Source organism: Borrelia sp. HM, assembly GCF_019669085.1.
Classification (GTDB): domain Bacteria; phylum Spirochaetota; class Spirochaetia; order Borreliales; family Borreliaceae; genus Borrelia.
In genome coordinates this window covers 655,674-682,184 of sequence record NZ_AP024401.1, presented here as the reverse complement: position 1 = coordinate 682,184, position 26,511 = coordinate 655,674, and the positions used below count along the sequence as shown (strand labels likewise).

Below are 26,511 nucleotides of genomic sequence, written 5' to 3'. Positions count from 1 at the left end.
ATTAGTTGGATAGCTATATCCTAGAGATCAAAGATTTAAGTCATTATTATACTGATATTGCCAATAAAACCCTAGATAAGATTAATTTAAAAATTAAAAAAAACGAATTTATAACCTTACTTGGTCCATCAGGATGTGGAAAAACAACATTAATAAAAATATTAGGAGGCTTTTTAAACCAAAATGAAGGAAAAATCTATTTTTTATCACAAGAAATTTCAAAAGTTAAACCTAATAAAAGAGAGATAAATACTATATTTCAAAATTACGCTCTATTTCCACATATGAATGTTTTTGACAACATCTCATTTGGGCTTAGAATGAAAAAAATAAATAAAAAAATAATTAAAGAAAAAGTAAAAGAAGTACTTTCCCTAATTGATATGCAAAAATACGCCTACAGAAATATTAATGAACTCTCAGGAGGACAAAAACAAAGAGTAGCGATTGCAAGAGCAATCATTATGGAACCTAAGCTTTTACTATTAGATGAACCACTCTCGGCTCTTGATTTAAAGATGAGACAAGAAATGCAAAGGGAGCTTAAAAAAATACAAAGAAAGCTTGGAATAACATTTATCTATGTTACTCACGATCAAGAAGAAGCACTCACAATGAGTGACAGAGTAGTAGTCATGCATGAAGGAATAATACTTCAAATTGGAACACCTGAGGAAATCTACAATGAACCTAAAACAAAATTTGTAGCTAGTTTTATCGGAGAAAGCAATATTTTCGAAGGAATATATGAAAAAGAATTCGTTGTGAGCATGTTTGGTAAAAATTTCAAATGTCTTGATAAAGGATTTCAACATAAAGAACCCGTTGACTTGGTGATTAGACCAGAAGATGTAAAAATACTGCCAAAAGGCCAAGGACATTTAACTGGAATAATCACTTCAGCAATATTCCAAGGTGTACACTACGAAATGTCAATAAAAATTCAACAATATAACTGGTTAGTTCAAAGCACAAAACTTACAAAAGTTGGGGAAGAAGTTGATATTTTATTAGGACCTGATGATATTCATGTAATGTGTAAGGAATAATAAAAATGAATAGAATAATTTTAATTATATATATTTTATTCTTATCAATATTTATTATCTTTCCAGTAATCACAATAATAGTTTTAGGATTTATTAATGAACAAAAAGAATTCACATTTGCAAATTTTATAAGATTACTAGAACCAAGTTACTTAAAAATTTTTTCAAGAAGCCTAAACTTTGCACTAATTACAACCACTTTTTGTATGCTAATTGGATATCCAACAGCATGGTTTATATCCATATCAAAAAAAAATATCCAGAACATTCTTATAATAATGATAATACTCCCTATGTGGATTAATACTTTACTTAGAACTTATGCTTGGATAAGAATATTAGGCAAAAATGGTATTCTTAACAATTTAGTTGAAGCAATGGGATTTAAACCTATGGAATTGCTCTATAATGAAAAAGCCGTAATCATAGGCATGGTATATAATTTTTTACCATTTATGGTCCTACCAATATACATAGGACTATCAAAAGTAAAGCATGAATACATTGAAGCTGCTAGAGACCTTGGTGCAAAAACATGGCAAATATTATTGTATATAAAATTGCCATTAACACTATCTTATCTTGCAACAGGCATAATAATGGTATTCATTCCTTCAATCACAGAATTTATTATCTCAGATCTACTAGGAGGGTCAAAGCAAATTTTAATTGGGAATTTAATTGAAAAACAATTTTTATTCGTAGAAGATTGGAATACCGGAGCCTCTATTTCTTTTATCATCATGATAATAATATTAACATTTAATCTAATAATACTTAAGTTAATGAGAAACAATACCTCACAATCAGGATGTTAATATGTTAAAAATATTAAGAAATACTTTTTTAAGTATAATATTTGGATTTATCTATGCTCCAATACTTACTTTAGTAGTTTATTCATTTAATGATGGAGATAATGGATTTTTTTTTCAAGGATTTAGTCTAAAATGGTATAAAGAAGTTTTTTTATCAAATCAAATAAGAACAGTTATATATAATACCTTACTAGTAGCTATACTATCATCATTAATTTCTATTGTAATGGGTATTCTTGGAGCTTACAGTATCTATCAAACAAAAAATAAAAAAATGAAAAACATGCTGTTATCAATAAATAAAATACCAATAATTAATCCTGATATTGTAACTGGCATTAGCTTAATGACATTTTATTCTTTAATAAGAATAAAATTGGGCTTTTCTACAATGCTAATATCACACATAATTTTCTCAACACCTTATATCATAATAATAATTTTACCTAAACTATATTCTCTTCCAGAAAATATTATTAACGCAGCTCGAGATCTTGGAGCATCAGAAAGTCAAATATTTAAGAATATAATATATCCAGAAATAATTAGCAGTATAGCAACAGGAGGCCTTATTGCATTCACTCTATCAGTCGATGACTTTTTAATATCATTTTTTACAACAGGTCAAGGATTCAATAACTTATCAATACTTATAAATTCATTAACTAAGAAAGGAATAAAACCCACAATTAATGTTATTTCTTCCATACTATTTTTTGCAATACTTGGTCTATTATTTATTATTAATAAATGTGTAGGTATCAAAAAATTAACATTAGATACAGAAATTTAATAAAAAGGAGTTTAATTTTGAAAAAAATTTTCATATCAATAATTATTTTAACAATGCTATCTTGTTCTTCTAAAAATACACAAGGTACCCTTAATATCCTCAATTGGGCTGAATATATTGATGAAAAATTACTAATTCAATTTGAAAAAGAACACAACATAAAAATAAACTATGAATGTTTCAATAATAACGAAGAAATGATGGCAAAATTCAATAATACAAAAGGTTATTATGATATTATAGTCCCATCAGAATATTTAATAGAAGAATTAGCAAATAACAAAAAAATTGAAGCTCTAGACCATTCAAAATTACCAAATGTAAAAAATAATTTGTTAGAAGAATTCCAAAATTTAGAATATGATCCTGGCAATACTTACTCTGTGCCTCTATTTTGGGGATTAATGGGCATACTTTATAACAAAACAAAAGTTGATATAAAAGATATGAACGAATTTGATATACTATTTAACGAAAAATATAAAAAAGAAATTTCAATGTTAGATTCTCCAAAAGAGAATATTGGAGTAGCACTTAAGAAACTTGGTTATTCTTTTAATGAACACGACATATCAATAATTCAAAAAGCAGAAGAATTATTAAAAAAACAAGCTCCCTTAGTAGTAGGCTATTTCTCAGATATTCCTGCGAAATCACTCATATTAAATGATGAAGTATCAATCCAATTAACATGGAGTGGAGAAGCAATAGATGCAATGTTGAAAAATCCAAATTTAGACTTCTATACACCTAAGAATACAAATCTTTGGATTGATGTAATTGTTATTCCATCAGATGCACCTAATAAAGAACTTGCTTATAAATTTATAAACTTCCTATATGACAACGAAGCATCTTATGCAAACTTTAAAGAAACAAAATATAATTCACCAAATAAAAATGTATTTAGACGATTAAAGGAAGAAGCAAAAACCAATCCTGAAATTGAACTATACTTACAAGAAAGATTTGTTCCAAAAGATCTCTCAAAACATGAGGTATTTAAATCAGTACCTAAAAAAGTAAAAGAAGAACAAATGCGAATATATGTAAACTTATCATCTTAATAAAACCTATAAGAGGTGCATTTTAAATAAAAAAATGCGCCTCTTTCTTTTTTAAGCCTCATAAGACTGCTCATTAGAACTTAAAAATTGATTTTTTAATCCAAAAAAAGCTATAGATAAAATAATAATAATGCCTAGAAATACTTGATAAAATAAAAACGGCATGATCTCAATCGGAGATATAGTTCCCTTTGAAATATTCATAACACTTATCATATGCATACCATATGGCAAAGCACCAATTAAAGCACAAGAAGAAATTGAAAGTAATGCTGCACAACGTTTAGGACATACAGAATTAGCCTCAGACATACCCTTAGTAACAGTACCATTAACTAAAATTGCAAGACCACTGTTTGAAAGAAATCCAGTCACAAGAACTATCAAAAAAGTAATTGTAAATTCGGCACTTCTTCTACACTTAGCCAAATACTTCAACTTAATTAAAATCCATTCAAAACCCCCACGCTTAATAGTCATATAAGAAATCCCTCCCGTAAAAATAACAAGAAGAAGCATTTCACTTAAATCTAAAAGCCCTGCATTAATCTTCTGAAGCATTAAAAGTAGAGTTATATCACCACAAAAAATACCAATACAACCAGCAATCAATATTCCAAAAAATAAAACTAAAAATACATCTATTCCTAAAAATGCAAAAATTATAACAAATAGATATGGAACTACCTTCAAATAATTTATATCGCCCAGTTCAACATTAACTCCAATATCACCAATATAAGAACCTAAAATAGCAAATGATACAACTGATAAAATAGATGCAGGAAATGTCAAAAAAGCACCACTTTTGAAAAGATCTATAATCTTAACTCCTTGAGTACGACTTGCAATAATAGTTGTATCTGATATTAAAGACATACTATCACCAAAAGCACCACCTCCAAGTACAGCTCCTGCAACCATTGGCAATGGAATCCCACTCTTAGATGCTATTTCAAATCCAATTGGAGTAATAGCTACAACAGTCCCAAGAAAACTACCAGTTGCAGTAGATAAAAAAAGACATATTAGAAATATTCCTGCTACTAATAAATTAGATGGTATATACTTAAGTCCAATATTGGCTACAGTTTCTACACTACCTATTTCTTTACAAACAGTCGAAAAAGCACCTGAAATTAAAAATATGAAAGATATAAATATAATGTCATTTTGTGCACATCCTTGAATAAATTCATTTAACTTATCTATAAAAGAATCTTTAAATAAAATAAATGCTACAATAATAGCTAATAACATAGCCATTAATGGTGGCATTTGATAAAAAGCCATCTCAACACCTTGAATTTCTAAAATTATCCCTGTTCCTACATAAAAAACAATAAAAACAAAAAAAGGAATAAGTCCTAAAAAACTTGGTTTTACACGATCATTATCCTTCATTTTCAAACCTCCTAAATAATTTAGACAAAATCACAGAACCTTATCATAAATATTTCTCAAAATCTAAATTATACTTAAAATAAACCTAACCTTTAGCAAAAGCTTATGTAAATTTATTTATACTAAAACAATTATAGATAAGATTACAAAACACAATAAAAATAATAGATAAATTAAAATGATATAATATTTAAAATATTCATATAAAAGAAAATAAGAACTAAAAAGAACATATATAGCTAATGATAAATCACAAATAAAATTGGATTGAAAAGTAAAAAGACCTGTTATATTACGTTTTCGAGTGCAGTTTGATATAATACCTATATCTGATATCAAAGAAAAATTGTAACAAAATATAGTACCACGTAATATAACAATTAAAATTAGATTAACGCAGTTCTTAATTGCAACTTTAAAAAAGCTTTGCACATCAGTTAAAATAAAACTGACAAAATTCACAAAATCCTTTACTAAAAAAGATATCCTTGTAACAACCCATCTAAAAATAAAACGACAACTATAAAAACATGAAATTATACTGATATCAACACTCTTCACTTTAAAGCCTCAAATATAAAAAAAGAAAAATAATCTTTATACTTATAAAAGTATACGAATATATTCTTATGATTATATCATAAGAATATATTATTTAATAACAAATAAAAAATATGAATTAAAGCCATACTAAAATTTTATTGTTTAAAAGACATATGACTCTTCAAAGAAAGACTTAAATTAATGTTAAATATCTAAAACATACTACAAATAAAGTATCCATAAGCTTTGTTATACTTAAGTAATGTCCTTTACATTTTACGCCAAAAATGATCCTTTTCCAAAACCATATTTGCTTCAACTGGTCCTTCCGATCCATAAAAATAATCCCAATTTTTAACGTATTCCCATTTGTCAAGAATATCTGAAACAAATTCCCAAGAACCATCAATCTCATCATTACGAGTATACAAAGTTCTATCACCCAAAAAAGCATCAAAAAGCAATCTCTCATAAGCTTCATCAAAAAATTTGTTAAATGAAGAATGATAAGAAAATTCCATATTAGCTTCCTGAATATCATAATTATACCCTGGACGCTTAGTATTAAACTTAATTTCAATACCATCTCTTGGTTGAATTCTAAAAATTAAAGCATTTGAAATATTACTTAACCCAGTATTAAAAATAGTAAAATCAGGTTTTTTAAACTGAATATATATTTCTGAAAATTTCCTTACAAGTGCTTTTCCTGTCCTAATATAAAAAGGCACTCCAGACCAACGCCAATTATCAATAAATAATTTCATAGCCAAATAAGTCTCAGTATTTGAAGAACCTAAAAACTCAGCCTCTTCTCTATATCCTTTCTTTAAAACCCCTCTTACCAAAGAACACACATATTGTCCTTTAACAATATGACTTTCCATATTTTCTTTAGTGAATTTTCTTAAACTTTTTAAAACTTTAACCTTTTCATCATGAATAAAGTCAGCATTAAATGCAATAGGAGGTTCCATTGCAACTAAACTTAAAAGCTGAAGAATATGATTTTGAACCATATCTTTTAGAGCACCAGCAGAATCATAATATTCAGCTCTACCATCAATACCTATCTCCTCAGCTACTGTAATTTGCACAAAATCCACATAACGATTATTCCAAATATTCTCAAAAATAGAATTTCCAAATCTAAATGTAAAAATATTTTGAACAGTTTCTTTGCCTAAGTAATGATCTATCCTATAAATTTGTTCTTCTTGAAAAACAGAGTAAAGAAGAGAGTTAAGACATCTAGCTGTATCAAGACTATTACCAAAAGGCTTTTCAAGAATAATCTTAGATAAACAAGGAATATCATTAAACGAATATGGCTTTAAATTTTCAATTATTACTTCATAAAACTGAGGAGATGTTGAAAGATAATATATTGTTTCTCTATTCTTTAAAAGAAAGGATAATTTTACATAAGCATCCTTTTCTCTAAAGTCTCCTGATAAATAAATAAAAAATTTTAAAAAATCATTAACTAAAACAGTAGACTCTTCTTGCCACAAAGAATCTTTAATATAAGCTTTAAGTTCATCATCAGTAAAATTTCTTCGTGAGAACCCAATTACTCTAAAATTACTAATGTGACCATCTTTATATAAATTAAAAAGAGAAGGAATAAGTTTTTTTTTAGACAAATTACCAGTAATACCAAATATTACAACATCAAAATTAGATACATTCTTTTTACTCATAAAATATCTCCAATAAGTAATTATACTATTATTGTCATATCAAAAACTATGAATCAACTTATTCTCCTTTAAACAAATATAAATCCCTTAAATTAAATGACAATAAAGATAAGTTAAGACTAAGGTAAACATCATAAAATTTAAAAGTAAATATCAGTATGATGTATAATATAAACGATGCAAAATCTATCACTATTTACAGACTTTTATGAACTTTCAATGATGAATGCCTACTTCACAAAAAACATTAATCCAAAAGCCAAATTCGAAATGTTTTTTAGAAAAACACCATTTAAAAACGGATATATAATTTTAGCAGGAATTCACACATTATTTAACATTTTAAAAGAATTCCGATTTAAAGAAGAAGAAATTGAATATTTAGAAAGTCTAAAATTTTTTGACAAAAGATTTTTAGACTATTTAAAGACATTTAGCTTAAAAATAAAAATAAGCTCAATAAAAGAAGGAAGAATCGTTTTTCCATATGAACCTATACTAATTGTTGAAGGAAATTTAATTGAACTTTTGCTTATAGAAGGACTAGTATTAAATACAATAAATTTTGAAAGCTTAATCGCAACTAAAACAGCAAGAATTAAAGAAGCTGGAGCTAAAAATTTAGCTGAATTTGGACTAAGACGAGCTCAAGGCATTAATGGTGCGCTCTCGGCAAGTAAAGCTGCTTACATAGGAGGTGCTGACTTTACAAGCAATATGCTTGCAGGATTTAAATATAATATTCCTATAACTGGAACAATGGCTCATAGCTGGGTGATGAGTTTTAAAAGTGAAGAAGAAGCTTTTTGGGAATATGCAAAAACATATCCAAACAATGTAAGCTTGCTACTTGATACTTATGATACGCTTAAAAGCGGACTGAAAAACGCAATAAAAGTATTTAAAGCATTAAAAAGTAATAAAGAAAGCAAAAACTTCTCTGTTAGAATCGACAGTGGCGATCTGGAATATTTAAGCAAAAAAGTAAGAAAAAAACTTGATGAGAATGGATTATTTGAAGTAAAAATTATTATATCAAACGAACTTGATGAAGATATTATTACATATCTAAACTCAATTCACGCCCCTATTGATTTTTGGGGAGTAGGTACTAATCTAGTTACTGCAAAAGGGGACCCCAATATCGCAGGAGTATATAAACTAATATCAATTCAACAAGATGGTCAATTTATTCCTACAATGAAAATATCAAATAATACAGAAAAAATAACGCTACCTTCTCAAAAGGGAATTGCCAGAATATATTTAAATGGACAAATGATTTTTGATTTAATTTTTTTAAAAGAAGAAGAAGAAGAAATAAAAGAAATGTTAAGCTTAAAAAAGAAATTCACCATTTTTCACCCTATACAAGAAAATATATTCAAAGAAATACAAACATATGACAACTTTGAATTTTTAATTCACACAGCTTTCAAACATAATCAAACGTGTAAAACCTTTGAATCAAATCTAGAAAACATACGAAAAAGAGTTAAAAACGATCTTGAAAAAATAGATACAACTTATAAGAGAATAATAAATCCACACATATATAAAGTAAGTATTACAGAAAAATTAAAAAACTTAAGGAATATGCTTGCTAAAAAAAACAAAATACCGTAATACTCATGTATAAAATATATAAAACAAATAAAGTAAGTAAAATTTATAACAAAATTAAAGAACTCACTCAAAAGGACGATATCTTCCAAAAAGAAACCATTATTATTGTAAGAAATAATATTTTAGGCGAAGAAATTAAAAAATACATAGCAAATATAAATGAAGTTTCATATAACCTCAATATAAAACAAAATATAATGAAAATTATATATAAGATTTCAATAGAAAATCAAAACATAAAAAATTTTTTAGAAAAAAATACAATACTTCTTTATTCAGAGACAGAAAAATTCATTTTATATCAAATACTAAAAGACAATCAAATAAAAGACATAAATGAATTTAAATCAACAAAAAATAGATACATATTTGCATCAAAGATAATAAATTTATTTCATAAATATTACTCTAATTTTTCAAATCTCATTGAACATTGGAGACAAAACAAAATTTTATTTCAAGATAAAAATAAGATCCAAAATGAATTAATGCAAAAAGAAATATTTGAAAAACTATTTAAAAATCAAATTAATATTTTTGATTTTCAAGAAAAGATAGAAAAAGAAGCAACAAAGCCCCAACAGAGCATTGAAACAAAAAAAATAATAATTATTGGAGAAACCAGAGAAATTGACAGAAAAATTCTATTTTGCCTGCAAAAAATTTTTGATATTAAAGTATACGAATTAATACTTGAAGATATAGAGCAACTCAAATCTGCACTAATAAAAGAATTAATACCAAAAAAATTGCAAAGATACAAATCAAGTATACAAATAGAACAAGAAATTGACTTGCAATCATTTGAAGAACAAAATTTTTTAGCAAGTTTTAAAAATAATATCTTAAAAGATACCCCTTTATTGAACTTGGATAATAGTTTTAAAATCATAGAGGCAAAAACAAAAAAACGAGAGGTAGAAATATTAGTAAACAATATTTTACATTCAACACAAAATCATGATTTAAAAATAAATGATATTATAATAACTTGCCTTGCAAAAGATATGGATATGTATTTAATATACATAGAGGAATTTTTAAATAAATATGAAATTGAATTTAACATTTTAGATTCTAAAGATTTATCAAAAAGTCAAAGCGTCACTGCTTTAAAAAAATTAATGCAACTTTTTATCTCAAATAAAGGAACAATTAGTAATTTCAATAGAAAAGAAATAATTGAATTTTTAATCAATACAAAAGTAATGAATAAATTCAATATCTCAATAAGTGAATTAGAATACTTAATAAAATTTAGCGAATCAGTAAATATTAATTTTGGAATGAATGATAATCATAAAGAAAGCTTATCTTATGATAAAAATTTTTTAAATTCATGGGAAGATGGTTTTAATAGATTTTTAAAATCTGAAATCTTTAATGAAACATATGAATTTGAAAATTACCAAGGATTTATAAGTTTTCAAGATTCAGATTCAATAATAAGGCTAATAAGCATAATAAGAAGCCTATATGAAGACATAATGTACTTCAAAGAACAAGAATATACAATATACGAATGGGCAGAAATAATAGATATCTTTATAGATAAATACATTAAACTTGACGATGAGAATAAAATCGATGAATATATAAAAACAAGAATACAATACCTTAAAAATTTTTCAAGAGACTTCAATGAAAATCTTCACAAAGATTATATGGAAAAAGTGAAAGGAAGAAAAATTGAATTTGAGCTTTTTAAAATAATACTTGAAGAGAGCATAGAACAAAAAGCATATAAATTAAATAATCCAAATATGGGTATACTTGTTGCAAGCTGCGATAAAATCGAATATCTACAAAAATCTGAAATTCACTTCTTAGGAACTCATGAATTAAATTCAAATATTTACCTTGATAACATGAATTTATTAAATGAATATTATGACTATGTTAATCTAGAAGAACAAAACATTTCAAATTTAATTAAAATAATTTTTGCAGCATCAAAAAAATTATACTTTTATTACTCAACAAATGAATCTATCAATTTAGAAAGCAATAAACCTAAAATAATAAATAAGATAGTCAAACACATCAAAAACATGGGAATAGAAATAAAAATTGAAGTACACCCAATTGAAAATTATAATTTTGAATACTTCAAACAAGAAAAAGATAATCACTTAATAAACTATGACATAGAGGCTTTCAATATCGCAAAGTCATTACAAAAAAGCAAGCCTTCAAAATTCAAACAAAAAAGAATTAAATTACAAAAACAAATTACGCTAGAAATAGAAGATATCAATAAAGCTATGACTAATCCCTATAAATATTTTTATGAAGAAATATTAAATATATATATCAAAGACATAAGCCAAATCAGTATAATTAAGGAAAATCAAGAAGAACAAATTATTGATACTGATAATTTTAATTATCAATTAATGAATAATATAATACCAATACACGAATGCATAAGAAATAAAATTGATGATAATCATATATTAAAAATAATAGACAACATAATTGAGAACCAAATTCAAAAAGGAATAATGCCTATAAACATTAAAAAGACAAACTTAAAAGAAGAATTTATAGGGAAATTCAATGAAATTAAAAATAATATTGCTATTAATTTTCAAGAATTCTCTAAAATGCAAGAAACAGAAATCATATTAAATCAAACTATACCCATTAACTTTGAAGGTGAAATATTAGAATTTAAGTTAAACGGAAAACTTAAAAACATCTATAAAATTGATAATAGATATTATTATATCAATATAGAAAAAAAAGATTACAGCCAAGATAAAATTATTAGAAAAATAAATCTATATATAATGGGACTAATTTTAAAAAGCAAAATTAATAATATGGACTCAATTCAGGAAATAAGAATCATTTATGAAAATTCTAAAATATCACTCAATAATAAATATATCAATGGAATAATAAACTCTTTGGATCTTTCAAATCTACTAAAACAAATAGCATATATTTCAAGCTACCCCACACCAATCTATAAAGATTTAATACAGAAAAGTTTAACTAAAATAAAAAATATAAACGAATTGCCAACAACGTTAAAAACACAAATAAAATATCTAAAAAAAAGCATTAATATTAATAAAAATATGGAATTTATTCTCAAACAAAAAGATATAACATGGTGTCCATACTATAACAGATTTAAAGATACTCACGACCTAATCATAAATGCAAACTTAGAAAAGGTACTTAAGGATTTCTATGCTAAATTTATTTAAGACTATAAAATTAATCCTATGACAAAAATAATAGATAAAATTAAAGATAATGAAAAAATATTAATTGAAGCTTCAGCAGGAACTGGAAAAACCTATACACTTGAAAATACTATTACTAACCTACTCACAAACAAAATGTATTCTCCAAGTGAAATCTTGGTACTAACATTTACAAAAAAAGCAACAGAAGAGATGCTAATTCGAATATTAAAATCAATTGAAACTGAATATCAAAATTCAAAACCAAATCAATATCTACAAACAATCTATGAGCAATCAAATAAAATTTTTATTTCAACAATAAATAAATTTGCACTACACTCTTTAAACAATTTTCAAATAGAGACAGAAAATTTTTCCAGATATAGTGTAAAAACAAACTTCAAATCAGAGATAGATGAAATAGTTTATGAGTTTTTAAGAAAAGCAAACTCATTAAAAAAAGAATTACAAATTAAAGAGTATGAATTTGAAATCTTTAAATCCAAATTTAAAAATACAAAAGATATGGCTCAATATATGAGACAAGCATATAAAAGAAATAAAACAAAAGAACTTGGAGATTGGATAAAAAAACAAACAATTTTTGAAAAAATCCTCATAAATAAGAATAGATTAATTCATAATTACAATTTAATTATCAAAGCATTAAACGAAATGACTATGCAAGAAAAAAGAACTTTCCTCAATAAACATAACCAAGGAGTGAAAATATCAACTATAAAATATAATTATGAAAAAGATATAGTAAAAATAACAGACATACTGATACACAATAAATTTTTCTATAAAATAATAGAATCTAATCTTCAAAAGAATGCTACTCTATCAGATAAAGAACTAAAGATAAAAAATGATTTAATAGAACTTAGCAATGAAACAAACACATATCAAGAAGATGAAAGTAAACTTAAGAAATATATTAGACTAAAAGTAGAATATAAGATACTTCAATATATAGAAAAAGAACTTGCAAATACTATTCATTTAACAAACACAATAGACCAAAAACATATAATGCTACATTTTAAACAATACCTAGAATCTTATAATAGCAAACTATTAAATTCAATAAAAAATAAATATAAAATAATATTAATAGACGAAGCACAAGATTTAGACATCATACAAATAGAAATATTTGAACTGCTTAATTCTTGTGGCATAAAAGTAGTATTTATTGCCGATCCAAAGCAAATAATTTATACATTTAGAAATGCTGATATATCGTTTTACAATCAAAAAATAAAAGATAAAATAAAAAATGATGCAAGAATAACTTTGCTAACAAATCATAGATCAAATAAAGAATTAGTTGAACCTTTAAATATTATGTTTGATAATATCTATAATAAAACATTTACAGATGAAATAGAACGAATAGAATTCAAAAAGGCAATAACAAATCCCAATAATGATGAAAATAAAATTTTTGTAAATGATCAAAAGATAAAAGCAATAAATATAATTGAAATTGAAGAAGATAGAAATATCTTACAAAAGACAGCACTAACAATAAAATACCTGATAACAAATGGAAAAATTTATGATAATAATCAACTTAGACAAATTACAGAATCAGACATCAAAGTGCTTTGTAGAACTAGCAAAGAAATATATTTAATAGACAAAGAACTTAAAAAGCAAGATATAAAAACAAATTTTAAGATCGAAGAATTATTATTTAAAACAAAAGAGTTTAATGAAGTATTTTATCTGATCAAATGTCTAGATAGGAAACAAAATTTTCAAACTCTAAATTATATATTAACCAGCAAAATAATAAACATGCCATGGGTATTATATCTAAGCTTAATTGAAAGAAATGAAATAAAATATATAGAAGAAGCTATTATTGAAATCATACATTTACTTGAAAATCAAGAAATAACACTAATCAAAGCAATAGATAATATTGTCTCAAATAAAGAGTTATGGGTCAGTTTAGCAAAAAATCTTAATAATCCTACATTTATTGAATTTGCACAATCAAAAAAAAGCTACAAAGAAACTCTAATAGTTGAAAAAAAATTTGAATCACTTAAAAATTATCAAACAAGCCTAGATTTTATATCTAAAATTTATTATGAAGAAAAAAATATAGAATCATTAATATACACTCTAGAAAGCCTAATAATTAATGAAAATATTGACCAACAAGATGAAGATCAAAATATAATTCAAGAAAGTAAATCTATAGAAATAATGACAATTCATAAATCAAAAGGACTAAGTCTTAATATTGTATTCTTAATAGGTGATACACAAAACAATGATAATATACTAAAAAAATCTGATCCATTTTATAAGTTTTGCTTAGACAATAAGACAGAATATGACTTTTTAAAATTAAAAAAAAATCAACAATTTGCCAAACAAAAAACCTTCAATGAGGAGAAAAACATTTTTTATGTAGGAACAACACGATCTAGATTTTCTCTATTTATTATCAATCAAGGAACAATAATCAACAAAATATTAGAATTAGCAGAAATAAAAGTAATTGATGGAATAAATCTAGATTTTAATGTATACAACCTTATTAAAATGCATCCCTTTAATAAATTAGAAACAAATATTACAAAAGACACAAAATTGAGCCCACCAACACCAATCAACAAAAACCTGTTTATAAAAGAATATACACACAGCTATACAAGCCTTGCGTCAATTTATAAATCCAATTATTATGCCAAAAATAAAGAAATTAGAAGTGATGAGACTTTTTATGATGAGACTTATTATAATGATCATACTCTTACTGAAGAAACACTTCCAAGGGGTAAAGATATCGGGAATATTTTACATGCCATAATGAAAGATATAAATTTCAACGACGCAAAAAATAATTTAAACAACTTTCAAAAAATCAACATCTCCCTTGTACAAAAAAAAATAGAACATTTTAATCCAAAATTAAATACACCAAAAATACAAGAAATACTAACAAATATGATCTACAACATGCTAAATACTCAAATTAAATTTATCAATGCAAGATTATGTGACATTCAAGAAGTGCAAAAAGAAATGGAATTTTTAATCAAAATAAATACAAAAATCTACAAACAAAAGTCTCTCTTTAATTATCAAAACAAATTAGATTTGACATTAAATAATGGCTATATAAAAGGAATCATTGACCTTATATTTAAGATAAATAATAAAATTTATATTCTAGACTATAAAACAAATTACCTTGGAAAAAACTTAAAAGATTACAATACAATGAGATTAAAAAAAACGATCAAACAAGAACAGTATGATTTACAATACAAAATTTACTCACTAGGCATAAAAAAAATATTCTTTAAGACTACAGAAGAATATAACAATAATTTTGGAGGGGTAATATACCTCTTTACAAGAGCATTTCAAAATATTACTAAAGAACAATCTAAAACTCAAAATGGGATTTATACTAATATACCAAAATTTAAAGAATTAGATTTAGAACAAATACATTTACAATTCAACCATTAAAAGGACAATATGAGAAATTATTTAGTGTTAAGGGAATTTTTAAAAGATCATAAAATGAATTATTTAGGTCCAGAACTTAAAATCCATGAAATAATTGAAACTTTAAACATAAACATAGCAAACTACTACAAAGCATACTTACTTACAAAAAACATACAAAATGAACAGTCGAAAGAACTTGCTATTTTTTTAATATTTTTATTTAATTATCTTTCTAAAGGACATTTAAGAGCCAACATTCATCTACTAATAAAAGATATTCAAAAAACAATTGAATATACTCGCTTGGAATTAGACAAAGAAAATCAATCTTATCAAAAATCAATAGATATACTAGAAGAACTTGCACAATTTACAAAACCAACAAAAATGAATTCCATGATCGCACTTTTAAAAGAAAATAATATCATGGCAAATTACAATCAAAATGAAAAAATCACAACTCCTTTAATATTAGAAAATAATATACATATCTATACCCAAAAAAATTTCAGAGAAGAAGAAGAACTAATACAAAAAATAGATCAAAGACTTAAAGACTATAAAAGTAAAATAAGTGATCAAAGAATACAAGATATTATAACCAAATTAAACACCAAAGGACTAAGTGAAGAACAGATTAATTCAGTCAAAAAATCTCTCAAAAGTAACTTTTTTATACTAAGTGGAGGCCCTGGAACAGGAAAAACAACAACTATCAATTATATTTTAAAGGCAATAGATATTCACTTGAACATTAAGCAAAAAGTAGCTCTTATAGCCCCAACAGGAAAAGCAAGTCAAAAATTAAAGTCAAGTTTAAAGGAATCATTTAAAAATATTGAAACAGAACATAGTACAATACAAAAATTACTAAAAATCTCATTTATTAGCAAAGTCAACAAATACGATGAAGCCAATTTTCTAGATTTTGAAATAATAATAATTGATGAAGCATCTATGATAGATGCAAGTACTTTTTTAAAATTGTTAAAGGCAATCAAAATAAACACAAAACTTATCATAACAGGAGATAAGAATCAACTTCCTTCAATAGCTGGAGGAAATGTATATGCAAGCCTTATGAAAATAAAAGATATAAGTGATGAAAATGTAGAAATACTTAAAAAAAATTTTAGAAGTAACGATGAGATAAATTTATTAGCAAAAGCAATCTATAAAGAAGATACGAATTTAATTGATCTTCAACTTAATGCTAACAAAAATATAATTTTAAAAGATATAGATAAAGTAAATATTGAACACGAACTATTAAACTACAGAAAAAACTTATATAAAGATATATCTAACTTCGATCTTAATTCATTAAAAGATCAAGAAGTCGAATCAATAATAAATACTCTACTTAATAATACAATTTTATGTTCAAAAAATTTTGGAAGATTTGGAACAAAAAAAATTAATGAAATAATAAAATTGGATTTAAAAAAAGTATATGGCGATTTAATTGGACAAATAATTTTAATTACTCAAAATGACTATAAGAATAATCTATTTAATGGAGAAAGAGGTATTATTTTTAGAGAAAATTCTAAAATTTATGCTCTATTTAAAAAAGAGGACGAAAAATATACAAAAATAAATCTTAATTTACTTGATAAATATGAAATTAGTTTTGCAACAACAATACATAAAAGCCAAGGTTCTGAATATCAGCATGTACAAATAATACTAGAAGACCATCCGTTCTTAACAAAAGAACTACTCTATACTGCAATAACAAGAGCTAAAGAAAGTATAGAAATAATATCAAGCAAAAATATTATTAAAAATGTTAGTCTAAAAAAAGTAGAAAGAGATTCAAAGATTTTAGATTACATAAATGCATTGAGTCATTAAATCAAATTGACAAATAAAAAGAAAAACAATATAATCTTAAGGTATTGTATTTGGGGGCGTAGTTCAGCTGGTTAGAATGCCTGCCTGTCACGCAGGAGGTCGCGGGTTCGAGTCCCGTCGCTCCCGATAATGGATCGTCTTTTTACAAAGTTTTACTTAAATTAAAAGCTAAAACTAATTAAATTATGCATACTAAAGAAAAAAATTAAAGATATTTAATTTCCACCTTATCAAGAATAGCATTAACATCATCAAGATTACAAAGTTGACCTTTAAGCGCCGTTGCTGTACCTGATGCAACTCCAAATCTAAAAGAGTCACAAAAAGAACCTCCTTTCATATATGTATATATAAATCCAGCAATAACAGAATCTCCTGCACCAATAGTACTTTTTGCATTAATTTTAGGAACACTAGCCATAAAAATATTTTTATTATTCATAAAAAAAGCCCCATCGCTTCCCATTGAAACTATAAGATTTTGAACACCCATGTCCATAATCTTATATCCAGCATCAATTAATTCCTTGCTAGAATTTAAATTATTACCTAAAAGTTCTTCAAGTTCCTTAATATTTGGCTTGATTAAAAAAGGATTAAGATATACAATTTTTTGCAATGCAATACCACTAGTATCAATAATCAACTGAATGTTTTTTGAAAGATTTTCAGCTATTTCATTATAAGCACTATATCCAAGCGAGCTTGGAACGCTACCAGACATAATTAATATGCCTTTATCTAATTTTTTCAATTTGAAAATTAAAGACTGAAAATCACTCTTCAAAATATCAGGTGAATTGCCATTAATTTCTGTCTCTTTTCCATCTGACATAATTTTAATATTTATTCTAGTATTACAAGATATACTAACAAAATCATGCTTTATTTGCATTAAATCAAGAGTGGATTTTATAAAATCACCCGTAAATCCACCCAAAAATCCAAAAATAACACTTTCCATTCTAAAATTCTTAAGCACACTACTGACATTTATACCTTTACCACCAGCCAAAAAATTATGACTAACAATATTATTAAGACATCCTTCTTGAAATCTATCTACAATCATCTTATAATCAATTGAAGGATTAAGAGTAAGAGTATATATCAAATCAAGCTCCTTATTCATCAAATAAATAAAACAATTAATAAATATATTAATTAATGATTATAATAATCATTAACCATATGCTACAATATCCGTACCAATAATAAGTATAATACAGATATAATAATATTAATAATAATAATAGCAAGGAGAAGTCCCTTATGAAAGATTTATTTTCTAATAAATTAATCATATTAAATTATAAAGGCAAGAGTAAAGATGATGTTATTGAAAAAATGACCGATATGCTTAATGAAAATGGATATTTAACAAACAAAGAAGCCTTTATCAAAGAGATTAAAAAAAGAGAGGCAATAAGCGGAACAGGACTTGAGGAACATATTGCAATGCCACATGCAAAAGGTAATTTTGTTAAAAAACATGGAATAGCTATATTAAGAGTTGAAGGAGAAGGTTTTGATTTTAGCGCTTCTGACTCGAAAGCCTCAAAATTATTTTTCATGATGGCTGTTCCTGAAAATATTACAGGCAATGAGCATATTAAAATAATATCTAATCTTAATAAAATCTTTAACGATGGGGCTTTAAGACAAGAAATCATGACCATCAACGATACAAACAGATTTTTAGAAATTATTTTAAACAGCAATACAGATATAAAGATTAATGAAAATAGTTTCAAAAACTTCATTCTAGCAGTAACAGCCTGCCCCACAGGAATTGCCCATACATATATGGCAGCCGACAGCCTAAAACGAGCAGCAGCCGAACTAAACGTAGAAATCAAAATAGAAACTAATGGTTCTAGTGGAATTGATAATCTACTAAACAATGAAGATATAAAAAGAGCAAAAGGTATAATTATTGCAGCTGGAAAAACTGTTGATAAAGAAAGATTTAATGGCAAACTATTAATTGAAGTTGGAGTTAAAGAGGGAATACACAAAGCAAAAGAACTAATTCAAAATATTATTGAAAATAAAGCAAAGATTTATACTAGTAATGAAGTTAAAGAAAAAAATGAAAAATATAATCAAACAGGAAATGCATATAAACACTTAATGAATGGTGTATCCTTCATGCTTCCATTTGTAGTATCTGGAGGAATAATTATTGCAATATCATTCATGTTTGGCATTCAGGCTTTTGATCCAAATGATCCAAGTTATAATAAAATAGCTGATATTTTAATGTACATCGGAGGTAATAATGCTTTCTTCCTAATGATTCCAATACTTGCTGGATATATTTCATTTAGTATAGCAGAAAGACCTGGACTTACACCTGGAATGATTACAGGATTAATGATGAGCAAAGGAAACGCAGGTTTCTTAGGAGGGATCATAGCAGGATTTCTTTCCGGATATATAACTTTAGCAATCAAATCAATAAGTAAAAAAATAATACCAGTAAAAATAAGTAGTATAAACCCCGTTTTAACCTACCCTTTTTTCTCAGTACTAATATCAGGCTTTTTAACATATTCTTTACTAACACCAATTGCATATATTAACACATCAATAACAAATATATTAAATTCGCTAAGCGGGATAAATATGGCACTATTGGGTGCATTGCTTGGTGGAATGATGGCGATAGATATGGGTGGTCCTATAAATAAAGCAGCCTACGCATTTGGAATTGCAATGATAACTGCAAAAAACTATATCCCTCATGCAAGCATAATGTTAGGAGGAATGACACCTCCACTTGGAGTAGCACTTGCAACTAGTATCTTTAAGAATAAGTTTTCACAAGAAGAAAAAGAAGCTGGGAAAATTTGTTACATTTTAGGTGCATGTTTTATAACAGAAGGAGTAATCCCTTTAGCCGCTGCAGATCCTTTTAAAATAATACCTGCATGTATAATAGGATCATCTATTGGAGGTTTCCTATCTGCATTCTTCGAAGTAAAACTTATGGCCCCACATGGTGGTATTTTTATTCTCCCAATAGTAATTAACCCATTAATGTGGATAATATCTATCTTAATTGGAACCTTAATAACAGGCATATTAATAGGAATTCTATATTAAGAGATAAGAATTAATTCTTATCTCTTAATATAGAATTCCTTAAAATAATATTTACAAAAAGTTTAATAAACTAACTTTAATTTTATTGGCTTTTCAAGACTTAAAGTCCTAATCATATCCAATTTAAGCTCTAAAGTATTCGAGTTAATCTGATCAAATCCAAACTGTTCTTGAATTTTTCTTGATGTCTTAATCTTAACTGTAAGATTAGAGTTATCAATAAGCTGATTGGCATATGGGGTAAAATCTGAGAGAAAATAAACCAAAGCATCTTTATACTCTTTTTCAGACATTGGAATTTCTTCTGAGGGTAATAGTGTCGCAAGAGCATCGTTCATACCTTCCTTATTTGAATTAATGATCTTAGTAATATTTTTCAAATTAACATCAATATTAAGAATATTTTTCCCATTTTTGTTTCTTATCATAAATATAGGCAATTTTTCCTGTGTAAAATATTCTCTTAAGATCTCAATCAAACTATTAAATTGAATATCTAAATAAAAAGAATCATCATCTGACTTAATATTTAAAAGTTTAAGACCTAACTTATTACCTTCATTGTCAAAAAATTGCTTTATTGTATCAACAGGGAAAAGAGGAATCTTAGCAACTTCCTCTCCCCCAAGAGTTGTTACAATTTCTTTTCTGATCCTTTCAAATTCTTTATTAACATTAAATATTAATGAAACCGTCCCACTTACATCATCTTTTAAATTAACTTCTGAAACAGCAGTACAAGCAATAAATATTAAAGGAATAAACATCAATTTATAAAATTTACCCATCTAATCTCCTTAACATATGTACACTTATGAGCTTATTATAATAAAATAATAGGTATTAAAACAACAAAACCATAGGAGAAAAAACATAATGTATGACCAAACACTAGATATATCGCATTTACAAAACTTACTAGATAAAAGTCTAACTCCATACCATGTAGTAACCTATATTGAACAAAAACTAGTGTATTATCTCAATGCAAAAGAACTCAAACTTGATAATAAATGGTCATTAGAAACGGGATTTTACTATGTAAAAAAAGAAGGTACAAGTCTCATTGCATTTAACATTAACACTAACAATGTACACGAACCATTCCTAATAGCAACAGCACACTCTGATAGTCCTAGCTTAAAACTTAAAATAGAATCTATCAAGAAAACAAATAATGTATTTTCTAACCATATAGAAGTCTATGGTAGCCCAATCATTTCAACATGGACTGATAGAGATTTAAGCCTAGCAGGATTTGTATACTTTAATAAAGATGGAATAATTAACTCAGAACTAATAACAATTGAAAATATTGGAATTATACCAAATGTAGCCATTCATCTAAACCGAAAAGCAAATGAAGGATTTGCATACGATGCTCACGAACACATTATAATCATTACAAGTCTCCAAAAAAGCATTAAAGAAAAAATTTTAGAAAAGCTGCAAATATCTGAAAAAGATTTTCTATCATGTGATTTAATATTCACAGCATCTGAACAGGCAAAAATTATAGGTAGTGAAGGCGAATTTTTGGCATCTAAAAATCTTGACAATAAAGCAGGATGTCACGCAATCATGAATGCATTTGTTCACACGAATCATAATAGAAATAAAGTAATTGTATTTTTTGACAATGAAGAGATTGGATCTTTAACTTCTAGAGGGGCTAACTCCAAACTATTAACAGAAGTATTAGAAAGAATTGATCATGCTTTAAATCTAGAAAAAGAAGAACACTTAATCAAACTAAATAAATCATTCAACATTTCAATGGATGGTGCACATGGGACTCATCCAGGATATATAGAAAAACATGACCCAAATTATCAAATCGCTCTAGGCAAAGGCATCACTATTAAAAGTAATGCTAACTTCAAATATGCAACAACAGCAAATGGATATGCAAAACTTAAATTACTAGCTATGAAGAATAATATTAAAACTCAAGAAATAATAATGAAAGCAAATACCAATTCTGGCACTACAATTGGTCCAATTGCAAATTCACAAACAGGTATTGAAACAATAGATATTGGAATACCAATGTGGGGAATGCACTCTTTAAGAGAAACTATTGCAATATCAGATCATATAGAAGCAATAAAACTTATTAGAGTATTTTTTGAAAATTGGAATTAAATCTGAAGCAAATAAAAGAAATAATTGTAGTTGAAGGGAAAAATGATGCTAAGAGAATAAAAGAACTATTTAAGTGTACTATAGTTGAAACTGGTGGATTGTATCTTAAACAAGAAACTATTAATATTTTAAAAAAAGCAATAGAAACAAATGGAATAATTATTTTTACTGACAGTGACAAGGCAGGAAACCTAATTAGGAAAAATATTCTTAAAAAAGTCGGCTGTTCAAATCAAGATAAGATTAAACATGCCCATCTTAAAAATATTGATAAAGAAGTAGAAATGTCTTCTAAACTTGAAATAATAAGCATTATTAAAGAAATAGGTACTTTTTACAATGAACAACACAAGGAAAGTTTAAGTTTAAATGATTTAATAGAACTTGGCATCATAGGAAAACACTCTAAACATAAAAGAGAACAAATACAAAAACAATTAAAACTGGGAAGTGGAAATAATAAAAAATTTCTTGAAAGATTAAACTACTTCAATATAAAACGAGAAGAAATTGAAAAAATAATTTCAAATAAGTAAAAAAAGCTCCCCCAGAAGGATTTGAACCTCCGACCAAGTGGTTAACAGCCACCTGCTCTACCACTGAGCTATAGGGGATCTAATATTTAGATATTATGATAAATTGAAATGCTTTTGTCAAGTATATTTAGATAATATAGTAATTATAAAATTTTTAAAATAGCAGTAGCAAGTATTCTAGAATCCCGATCTCTAATCTTAGAAGATCTAATTGCCCAAGCCTCATCATCAAATGCCAAATTTCTAAGCTCAACTAAAAATTTTGTCTTAACAACATTATTTTTTAGCATATAAAGGTTTTGCCCCTTAATATAAGGGACTCTTTTAAAATCTGATGTCATCTTTTCAATAATATTTTTAGAATGAGAATCAAATCCTTTGCCTTCCTCAGACTGATAATAAAATCCCATGCATCTAGGAGCCCCAACACTATTATCTGAATGTAAACTAATATAAAGAATATCCTCTGACTTAATATTTTTATACTTATTGACAAATTTATTTACAACAGTCAATCTTTTCTTTAAACCTTCCAGAGTACCATTTATCCAAGAATCAACTGTATCGGTTTTATTCAAATCATAATTATTATAGACTTCATTCTTAATATTAACAAATGTATTATTAGCAGACACACTATCTCTAATTAAATGATCAGGTGATAAAATAGTCAATTCAACATTGGCTCCATATTCTTTAAGATATACATAAAGTCTTAACGCAATATCATAAACATATTCATCCTCAACAACAAAAATTTCATTATTAAGTCCATCTTTAGCTTTAACAATAGCACCAGGATCAAGCCCCCCATGACCAGGATCAATAATTATTAATTTATTTTCAAGCTTATTATTTTTAACTGGCCTAGATTGCACAAGCTTTTCAAAACTCTTAAAAAGCTGACTTGCTTTTTTATATGCATTTAAAGGAGAATACCAATCTTCTGAATACAGCTCACTTGGCTGACTTACTTTTTTAGGTTTATACCAATAATAAAAAACCCCATTAACCTCAAAAATAGGTATTTTAGGATCTAAAATAACTAAAGCATTAATATCAAAAGCATTATTACTGTCTAGAACACTAGAAAAATTTAAATCTAACTTTTTACTCTTAGTAGAAGCAATATTTGCAATATCTTTGACTTTAATCTTAGAATTATCAGATTTATCTACTAGCACTTCTCTTAAAGCCTTATCTGCAATAATAGTGCTTTTACTTTTATCATAAATCTTAAGTTCCTGATTATAAAAAATACTATTCCCAATTAAATTATTCCAGGTCTTAAGATCTTCAAGCAAAACTCCATATCTACGAGCAATACTATATAATGTTTCACCAATAGATACCTTATGAGATATAAAAGTTTCACTATCACGTTTTTTAGTTTTTGATTGTAAAGATTTTTTTACATTTGGCAAATTTTTTTCTACCATCTTAGAAACATCTAAAACTGAATCCACTCTTAGATTTGTTGCTTTCTCTCCATTAAGATGAACAAGATGCTTTGCAGTAACGCCATAAATATACGCAATCTTACCAAGAGTTTCTCCTGGCTTCACATAATGAAAATTAATATTATCATAAGCTCTTTTAATATATAATTTTTGACCAATAACTAACTTAGGATTATTCTCTAGATAATTAAAGCGCAAAATATCCTTAATACTAATATCAAAATCCATGGACAACTTTGAAAGAGAGTCACCCTTTTTAACTATATATGGCTTTAAAAAATCAGGCTCATCTAAATGTAACTTAAAACCAACCTTAAGAATTTTAGAACTTAAATTATTCCAAGCGAGTAATGCTTTTTCCTTAATGCCATATTTTTTAGATATAGCTTCAATAGTATCGCCAACTTTAACAACATGAATCTTAATATTAGTATTAATACTAGTATTATTAGATTTAGTTTTATAATTGATCTTTTTAGCAATAATTTCATCTCTAGTAGAACTTGGAATAATCAATACACGCCCAACTCTAATACTATTAGATTTAAGATTATTTATTCTCTTAAGATCTTTAATTGCAACCTTATACTTAAGAGATATCGAATACAAGGTATCACCTTTAACCACTTCATGTTTAAAATCAGCATACAAACTAAAAGAACTTATGGTCCATAAAATAACAACAAACCTTTTAATACTAAAAATAAAAGGACTGTTATTTCTCCCTAATCCCAGTATTTTGAACAGTATAATCATAAATGATCCAACAATAATCATACTTTTTGAAAAAAAAGGTATATCGTCTGGCTACATAAAAATGACCATCATCAAAATACACATCAGACACAACTTTTCCTGTAGAATCTGTATAAGTCGTTTCAACAATGGAAAATTTACTTGGAACTCTTGATATATCAGAACTACTATTTTCCCACAAATACTCCTTATACTCCTTTAACATATTATCAGAACCTGACTTAAATTCTTGCTTATAAAGATATGATTTATTTCGATCATTTAAAATAAGACTTTCAACATCAATATACAAAAAGAATTTCTCTTTTTCTCCAAGCCGCAACGCTGAAAATAAATATTCAACAACCTGATCAGGCGATAAATTCTCTCTTTTTAAAACATCCTGAATCTCATGATTAGAAGATAAATTAGAAAAATTGAATTCTTCAGCACCATTGCCCATTTTAGGCTTCAAAAATAAAGTAATAACATTAGACTCTATACTTTTTTGAGGGTCTGAGATATCTGGGAAAAACACACCCTTAACAAAATAAACTCCATCTCGATCAAACTGAACAAATTGATTTAAGTTAATCACTACAGAAAATCTTTCATTAGGTCTTAAAGTTAAAGTCCTAATAGGAACTGCAATATTTTTTGCTCTATTTTGAACATATTCAAGTGGTCTTTTAACTTTTATATTAGTAGTATCTGTAACATCAAAATCAAAACCAAAAGTATTAACATCACCTATTTCAAGAGTTAATAAATCATCAGATGAATTACTAAGCGAAATTTCAATAGCAACCTTACTATTAACACGATAAATTGATTGATTAAAAAACTTTATCTTAAAATCAAGGCCCTTATAATCTCTAGAAAAAAGCATCAAAGGAACAAAAACAAGAAACATAAAAAACAATAATTTTCTAAATTCCATAAACTCCTCAATATCTAATTATATTACAAATAACGAAACAGAAT

At 26.3% G+C, this 26,511-nt stretch carries 17 protein-coding genes and 2 tRNA genes; 12 read left to right on the top strand and 7 right to left on the bottom strand.

The window, feature by feature from the left end; all coding sequences use genetic code 11:
- Window positions 1-5: 5 nt before the first annotated feature.
- From K5563_RS03195 to K5563_RS03180, 4 genes are read left to right on the top strand one after another with little or no spacing between them, the layout of a single operon-like run.
- Window positions 6-1,049, top strand: a complete 1,044-nt coding sequence (locus tag K5563_RS03195) for an ABC transporter ATP-binding protein (RefSeq protein ID WP_221037540.1) — start codon at window positions 6-8, stop codon at window positions 1,047-1,049.
- Between the two features lie 5 nt (window positions 1,050-1,054).
- The gene (locus tag K5563_RS03190; protein ID WP_221037539.1) at window positions 1,055-1,867 is read left to right on the top strand and encodes an ABC transporter permease; all 813 of its coding nucleotides are present in this window, start codon (window positions 1,055-1,057) and stop codon (window positions 1,865-1,867) included.
- A 1-nt stretch (window position 1,868) separates the two neighbouring features.
- Window positions 1,869-2,660 (top strand): ABC transporter permease, encoded by a 792-nt coding sequence (locus tag K5563_RS03185; RefSeq protein ID WP_221037538.1) that lies wholly within the window; start codon window positions 1,869-1,871, stop codon window positions 2,658-2,660.
- 17 nt (window positions 2,661-2,677) lie between these two features.
- Entirely contained in the window at window positions 2,678-3,727 is a 1,050-nt protein-coding gene (locus K5563_RS03180) for an ABC transporter substrate-binding protein (protein WP_221037537.1), read from the top strand.
- 51 nt (window positions 3,728-3,778) lie between these two features.
- Here K5563_RS03180 and K5563_RS03175 read toward each other — a convergent pair whose 3' ends face one another.
- Both K5563_RS03175 and zwf read right to left on the bottom strand, forming a co-directional pair.
- Window positions 3,779-5,131, bottom strand: coding sequence for a Na+/H+ antiporter NhaC family protein (locus tag K5563_RS03175; protein WP_221037536.1), 1,353 nt, complete (start codon window positions 5,129-5,131; stop codon window positions 3,779-3,781).
- A gap of 812 nt (window positions 5,132-5,943) precedes the next feature.
- Window positions 5,944-7,377 (bottom strand): glucose-6-phosphate dehydrogenase, encoded by a 1,434-nt coding sequence (gene zwf / locus K5563_RS03170; protein ID WP_221037535.1) that lies wholly within the window; start codon window positions 7,375-7,377, stop codon window positions 5,944-5,946.
- 177 nt (window positions 7,378-7,554) lie between these two features.
- Between zwf and K5563_RS03165 the strand changes: the two genes are divergently transcribed.
- The 5 genes from K5563_RS03165 to K5563_RS03145 all read left to right on the top strand — a co-directional run bounded on the left by K5563_RS03165 (window position 7,555) and on the right by K5563_RS03145 (window position 17,669).
- Complete coding sequence (locus K5563_RS03165; RefSeq protein WP_221037534.1) at window positions 7,555-9,003, top strand: nicotinate phosphoribosyltransferase; 1,449 nt, start codon at window positions 7,555-7,557, stop codon at window positions 9,001-9,003.
- 5 nt (window positions 9,004-9,008) lie between these two features.
- Window positions 9,009-12,221: an exodeoxyribonuclease V subunit gamma gene (locus tag K5563_RS03160; RefSeq protein ID WP_221037533.1), complete on the top strand. Its 3,213-nt coding sequence runs from the start codon at window positions 9,009-9,011 to the stop codon at window positions 12,219-12,221.
- An 18-nt stretch (window positions 12,222-12,239) separates the two neighbouring features.
- Window positions 12,240-15,704 carry an exodeoxyribonuclease V subunit beta gene (recB, locus tag K5563_RS03155; protein WP_221037532.1) on the top strand — a complete coding sequence of 1,155 codons (3,465 nt, stop codon included), beginning with the start codon at window positions 12,240-12,242 and terminating at the stop codon, window positions 15,702-15,704.
- A 9-nt stretch (window positions 15,705-15,713) separates the two neighbouring features.
- The gene (recD, locus tag K5563_RS03150) at window positions 15,714-17,543 is read left to right on the top strand and encodes an exodeoxyribonuclease V subunit alpha (RefSeq protein WP_221037531.1); all 1,830 of its coding nucleotides are present in this window, start codon (window positions 15,714-15,716) and stop codon (window positions 17,541-17,543) included.
- 52 nt (window positions 17,544-17,595) lie between these two features.
- Window positions 17,596-17,669 (top strand) — tRNA-Asp (locus K5563_RS03145).
- A 79-nt stretch (window positions 17,670-17,748) separates the two neighbouring features.
- On the opposite strand, the gene pfkB is transcribed toward K5563_RS03145, so the two are convergent.
- A complete protein-coding gene (pfkB, locus tag K5563_RS03140) occupies window positions 17,749-18,657 on the bottom strand; it encodes a 1-phosphofructokinase (RefSeq protein ID WP_221037763.1) in 909 nt (302 codons plus the stop codon).
- Between the two features lie 158 nt (window positions 18,658-18,815).
- Between pfkB and K5563_RS03135 the strand changes: the two genes are divergently transcribed.
- Entirely contained in the window at window positions 18,816-20,651 is a 1,836-nt protein-coding gene (locus K5563_RS03135) for a fructose-specific PTS transporter subunit EIIC (protein WP_221037530.1), read from the top strand.
- A gap of 62 nt (window positions 20,652-20,713) precedes the next feature.
- On the opposite strand, the gene K5563_RS03130 is transcribed toward K5563_RS03135, so the two are convergent.
- Window positions 20,714-21,439 (bottom strand): hypothetical protein, encoded by a 726-nt coding sequence (locus K5563_RS03130; protein WP_221037529.1) that lies wholly within the window; start codon window positions 21,437-21,439, stop codon window positions 20,714-20,716.
- Between the two features lie 85 nt (window positions 21,440-21,524).
- Between K5563_RS03130 and K5563_RS03125 the strand changes: the two genes are divergently transcribed.
- On the top strand, window positions 21,525-22,796 hold the full coding sequence (locus K5563_RS03125) for a M18 family aminopeptidase (protein WP_221037762.1): 1,272 nt from the start codon (window positions 21,525-21,527) through the stop codon (window positions 22,794-22,796).
- Window positions 22,787-23,332, top strand: coding sequence for a ribonuclease M5 (gene rnmV, locus K5563_RS03120; protein ID WP_255571083.1), 546 nt, complete (start codon window positions 22,787-22,789; stop codon window positions 23,330-23,332). Before K5563_RS03125 ends, rnmV begins: the two co-directional genes overlap by 10 nt.
- A 6-nt stretch (window positions 23,333-23,338) precedes the next feature.
- On the opposite strand, the gene K5563_RS03115 is transcribed toward rnmV, so the two are convergent.
- From K5563_RS03115 to K5563_RS03105, 3 genes are all read right to left on the bottom strand, one after another.
- A tRNA-Asn gene (locus tag K5563_RS03115) sits at window positions 23,339-23,410 on the bottom strand.
- 65 nt (window positions 23,411-23,475) lie between these two features.
- On the bottom strand, window positions 23,476-25,548 hold the full coding sequence (locus tag K5563_RS03110; RefSeq protein WP_221037528.1) for a LysM peptidoglycan-binding domain-containing protein: 2,073 nt from the start codon (window positions 25,546-25,548) through the stop codon (window positions 23,476-23,478).
- A complete protein-coding gene (locus K5563_RS03105) occupies window positions 25,508-26,467 on the bottom strand; it encodes a hypothetical protein (protein ID WP_221037527.1) in 960 nt (319 codons plus the stop codon). Before K5563_RS03105 ends, K5563_RS03110 begins: the two co-directional genes overlap by 41 nt.
- Window positions 26,468-26,511: the final 44 nt, after the last annotated feature.

What these genes read in the sequence shown, in the direction of transcription:
- K5563_RS03190 (WP_221037539.1), top strand. Translation starts at nt 1,055, where the DNA reads ATGAATAGAATAATTTTAATTATATATATTTTATTCTTATCAATATTT.
- K5563_RS03185 (WP_221037538.1), top strand. Translation starts at nt 1,869, where the DNA reads ATGTTAAAAATATTAAGAAATACTTTTTTAAGTATAATATTTGGATTT.
- K5563_RS03175 (WP_221037536.1), bottom strand. Translation starts at nt 5,131, where the DNA reads ATGAAGGATAATGATCGTGTAAAACCAAGTTTTTTAGGACTTATTCCT.
- zwf (WP_221037535.1), bottom strand. Translation starts at nt 7,377, where the DNA reads ATGAGTAAAAAGAATGTATCTAATTTTGATGTTGTAATATTTGGTATT.
- K5563_RS03165 (WP_221037534.1), top strand. Translation starts at nt 7,555, where the DNA reads ATGCAAAATCTATCACTATTTACAGACTTTTATGAACTTTCAATGATG.
- K5563_RS03160 (WP_221037533.1), top strand. Translation starts at nt 9,009, where the DNA reads ATGTATAAAATATATAAAACAAATAAAGTAAGTAAAATTTATAACAAA.
- recB (WP_221037532.1), top strand. Translation starts at nt 12,240, where the DNA reads ATGACAAAAATAATAGATAAAATTAAAGATAATGAAAAAATATTAATT.
- recD (WP_221037531.1), top strand. Translation starts at nt 15,714, where the DNA reads ATGAGAAATTATTTAGTGTTAAGGGAATTTTTAAAAGATCATAAAATG.
- K5563_RS03135 (WP_221037530.1), top strand. Translation starts at nt 18,816, where the DNA reads ATGAAAGATTTATTTTCTAATAAATTAATCATATTAAATTATAAAGGC.
- K5563_RS03130 (WP_221037529.1), bottom strand. Translation starts at nt 21,439, where the DNA reads ATGGGTAAATTTTATAAATTGATGTTTATTCCTTTAATATTTATTGCT.
- K5563_RS03110 (WP_221037528.1), bottom strand. Translation starts at nt 25,548, where the DNA reads ATGATTATACTGTTCAAAATACTGGGATTAGGGAGAAATAACAGTCCT.
- K5563_RS03105 (WP_221037527.1), bottom strand. Translation starts at nt 26,467, where the DNA reads ATGGAATTTAGAAAATTATTGTTTTTTATGTTTCTTGTTTTTGTTCCT.